Below are 3,316 nucleotides of genomic sequence, written 5' to 3'. Positions count from 1 at the left end.
CGTCGGGCGTGGGACTGCTGGCCGCGCACCCGGCGGCGTGCGACGCGGTGGCCGGGCTGCTCGGCTGCGACGACGGCTGGGCGGCGACAGCCGGACCGGCCCCGTCGGGAGGTGCCGCGCTCACGACTCGCCATCCGGAGACGGCCAGGGCCCTGGAGCACCTGCTCGCAGCCGGATGACAGCGCGGCCGGGTCCCGGGCTCACCGGGACCCGGCCGCGCCCGCACCGGACGGCGGTCGGCGACCCGTGTGACGAGTCCTCAGCCGTAACAAGCGGGCAAGGGCTCCAGGCCCTCCGGCACTCCGTACTTGATGACCGCCGTGTACGCCTCCGCGATGTCGCAGCCCTTGTCGAACCATGGGAAGGCGAACAGGCTCCAGACCAGGAGGACGACGACAAGCGTCGAGCGCGTTCCCTTTGACATGTCTGCGTTGTTCCGCCCCACGCAGCGGAACATGCCGTACCACCTCCGGTTTCCGGGGACGGGTGACACGGGCCTCCATGGTGACGGCTCCGGACGCACCATGCCGTCGGCGCCTGCGTGCGCGGTCCGGCGGTCCGGCCGGTGCCGCTACGGCCGGTGCTTCGGCAGGCGCGTCGCCATCGGCAGCGCCAGCGCCATCAGGCCCGCCCCGCACAGCAGCGTCGTGCGGAACGCGTCCGTCGCCGTCAGCAGCGAAGCCGCCAGCGCCGTGCCGGCGGACGCCGCCGTCTGGGAGACGATGTTCAGCGCCGTGCTGCCGGCGGCCACCTCGGTGCCCGCGAGGCCGCGCGTGGCGGAGGCCATGACGGGCATGTTCGTCATGCCGACCCCGGTGCCCATGACGGCGAGGGAGGCGACCAGGCGCCAGTGAGGTGCGTCGGAGCCGGCCTGGACGGCGAAGGCGAGGAAACCCGCGACGGCGACCAGAACGCCGGGGACGACGATCGCGCGCGGCGCCACCCGGTCCGAGATCCGGCTGGAGATCTGCATCACCGTTCCGCTGCAGAGGAACTGGGGGAGCGTCAGCATTCCCGCGTGTGTGGCGGACAGGCCGCGCTCCTGCTGCCAGTACAGCGGTACGAGCATCATCGAGCCGAAGTACGCGGCCGAGAACGGCACCATGGTCACCACCGCACGGCCGACCGACGCCCTCCGCAGCAGTCTCAGGTCGAGCAGGGGGTGGTCCGCCCGCAGCGCCCGCACGGCGAAGGCGGCCACCAGCGCCGTACCGGCGACGACCGGGACGGCCACTCCTGGAGTGCCGAAGCCGCCGCGTTCGCCGCCCAGCGTCAGCCCGTACAGCAGGGCGGCCAGGCCCGGGGAGAGGGTCAGCAGTCCGGCCAGGTCCAGCGGACGGCGGGTCCGCCCGTCGTCGTCGCGCATGACCCGGGCGCCGAGCAGCAGGGCGAGGGCGCCGACCGGAACGTTGACGAAGAAGATCCAGCGCCAGGACAGCGCGTCGGTGAGGACGCCGCCGAGGACCGGGCCCGCCATGGGGCCGACGAGGACGGGGATGCCGAGGACGCCCATCATCGTGCCCTTGCGTTCCGGCGGGGCGGCGCGCAGGACGACCGTCATCGCGACGGGCACGATCATGCCGCCGCCGAGTCCCTGCACCACGCGGAACGCGATCAGTGAACCCGCGTTCCAGGCGAGGCCGGTGAGCCCCGAGCCGAGCGTGAAGAGCGCGACGGCGGTGAGGAAGACCCGCTTGGCGCCGTACCGGCCCACGGCCCACGCGGTGACCGGGATGACGGTCGCCAGCGCCAGCGAGTAACCGGTCACCGTCCACTGGACGACGGACAGGGGCGCGTCGAAGGCGCGCGCCAGGTGGTCCAGGGCGACGTTGACGATGGTCATGTCGAGCACCGTCATGAACGAACCGAGCACCATGACGCCCGCGAGGGCCAGGACGTGCCGGGGGACGGCGGGCAGGGACGGTCCCCCGCTTCCGCCGCTTCCCCCGGTCCGCGCCGGGAGGGCGGTGCTCATCGCTCCCCGTACGGGGCACGGTCGCGCCCGGCCCGCAGTGTCCGCCCCCACCAGCTCAGCTGGTCCAGCATCGCCTTGCCCGCCCCTTCGGGCACCTCGGGCCGCAGCAGGGAGCCGTCCTCGGCGAAGTTCTCCCACGCGTTGTGGAAGCTCACCGTGTCCCGGACCGTGACGGCGTGCAGTTCGGCGAAGACCAGCCGCAGTTGCTCGACCGCGCGCAGACCGCCGGCCAGGCCCCCGTAGGACACGAAGCCGACCGGCTTGGCCTGCCACTGGGTGTAGTGCAGGTCGATGGCGTTCTTCAGGGGCGCGGGGAAGCTGTGGTTGTACTCGGGGGTGATCACGACGAAGGCGTCGGCCGCCGCCAGGCGCTCCGTGACCTCGGCGGCCTCCGGGTGGGCCGCGGGGGAGACGACGTCGGGCAGGGGGTGCTCGGCCAGGTCGAGGGGGTCCAGTTCGAGGTCGTCGTACGGGGCGGCGAACCGCAGGAACCAGTCGGCGACGACGGGGGCGAAGCGGCCCTCGCGGGTCGAGCCGATCAGGACGGCGACACGCAGGGGGGCGTCCGCCGGGAGACCGCTCGTGGGGGCATCGGCCGTGTGGGCGGTGTGCGAACGCGGAGAGGACGCTGGTGAGTTGGTCATACCGAGAAAGTACAACGCTCATGGCAATAAGTGCAACGAGCGTTGTAACTTTCCCGGTCCGGATACCGTGACCGGTGACAGGAAGGGGCAGGACGCGTGAGACAAGGGCTGGCGGAGAAGCGGCAGGCGATCGTGCGGGGAGCGCGCCGCGTCTTCGGGCGCGACGGCTACACCCGCGCCGGCATGGACTCCATCGCCAAGGAGGCCGGGGTCTCCACCCGCACGATCTACAACCACTTCCCGGAAGGGAAGGCGCAGCTCTTCCGCGTCGTCGTGGTGGAGGGTTCGGAGGAGGTCGTACGGTCCCATCTCGACGCCGTCGACCGGCGATTGCACAAGGTCACGGACCTGGAGGCCGACCTCATCGGCTTCGCGCACGCCTGGATGTCGCCGATGTACCGGCACCACGACCACTTCGCCGTCGTACGGCAGTTGCGGGCCGAGGTCGGCCACATCCCGCGGGAGTTCCTGGACGCCTGGCGTGCCGCCGGTCCCGACCGCGCCCTCAAGGGGGTGGCGGCCCGCTTCCGTGAACTGGCCGAGGACGGGCTGCTCGACGCCCCGGACCCGGAGCGCGCCGCGAGCCACTTCCTGCAGCTGACCGCCGGCGAGATCAATGACCGCACCTACCAGGGGGGCCTGGCCCTTCCGGACGAGGAGCGGGACGAACTGATCGCGTCCGGGGTGCGCGCGTTCC

At 72.4% G+C, this 3,316-nt stretch carries 4 protein-coding genes; 1 reads left to right on the top strand and 3 read right to left on the bottom strand.

Annotated features, from left to right (window positions below):
• Positions 1 to 259 precede the first annotated feature (259 nt).
• The 3 genes from B7767_RS17785 to B7767_RS17775 all read right to left on the bottom strand — a co-directional run bounded on the left by B7767_RS17785 (position 260) and on the right by B7767_RS17775 (position 2,619).
• Positions 260 to 445, bottom strand: a complete 186-nt coding sequence (locus tag B7767_RS17785; protein ID WP_143652532.1) for a hypothetical protein — start codon at positions 443 to 445, stop codon at positions 260 to 262.
• 126 nt (positions 446 to 571) lie between these two features.
• Positions 572 to 1,975, bottom strand: a complete 1,404-nt coding sequence (locus B7767_RS17780) for a DHA2 family efflux MFS transporter permease subunit (RefSeq protein ID WP_085573052.1) — start codon at positions 1,973 to 1,975, stop codon at positions 572 to 574.
• The gene (locus B7767_RS17775) at positions 1,972 to 2,619 is read right to left on the bottom strand and encodes an NADPH-dependent FMN reductase (RefSeq protein WP_085573051.1); all 648 of its coding nucleotides are present in this window, start codon (positions 2,617 to 2,619) and stop codon (positions 1,972 to 1,974) included. The genes B7767_RS17780 and B7767_RS17775 overlap by 4 nt, the downstream gene beginning before the upstream one ends.
• A 96-nt stretch (positions 2,620 to 2,715) precedes the next feature.
• On the opposite strand from B7767_RS17775, the gene B7767_RS17770 reads away from it, so the two are divergent.
• Positions 2,716 to 3,316: TetR/AcrR family transcriptional regulator (locus B7767_RS17770; RefSeq protein WP_256923477.1), on the top strand; the 601-nt coding region annotated here is incomplete at its 3' end.

This window comes from Streptomyces sp. 13-12-16, from assembly GCF_002114215.1.
In the GTDB taxonomy this organism is placed as follows: Bacteria; Actinomycetota; Actinomycetes; order Streptomycetales; family Streptomycetaceae; genus Streptomyces.
Note: the sequence above shows the minus strand (reverse complement) of the source record. Positions and strands in the feature narration are given on the sequence as shown.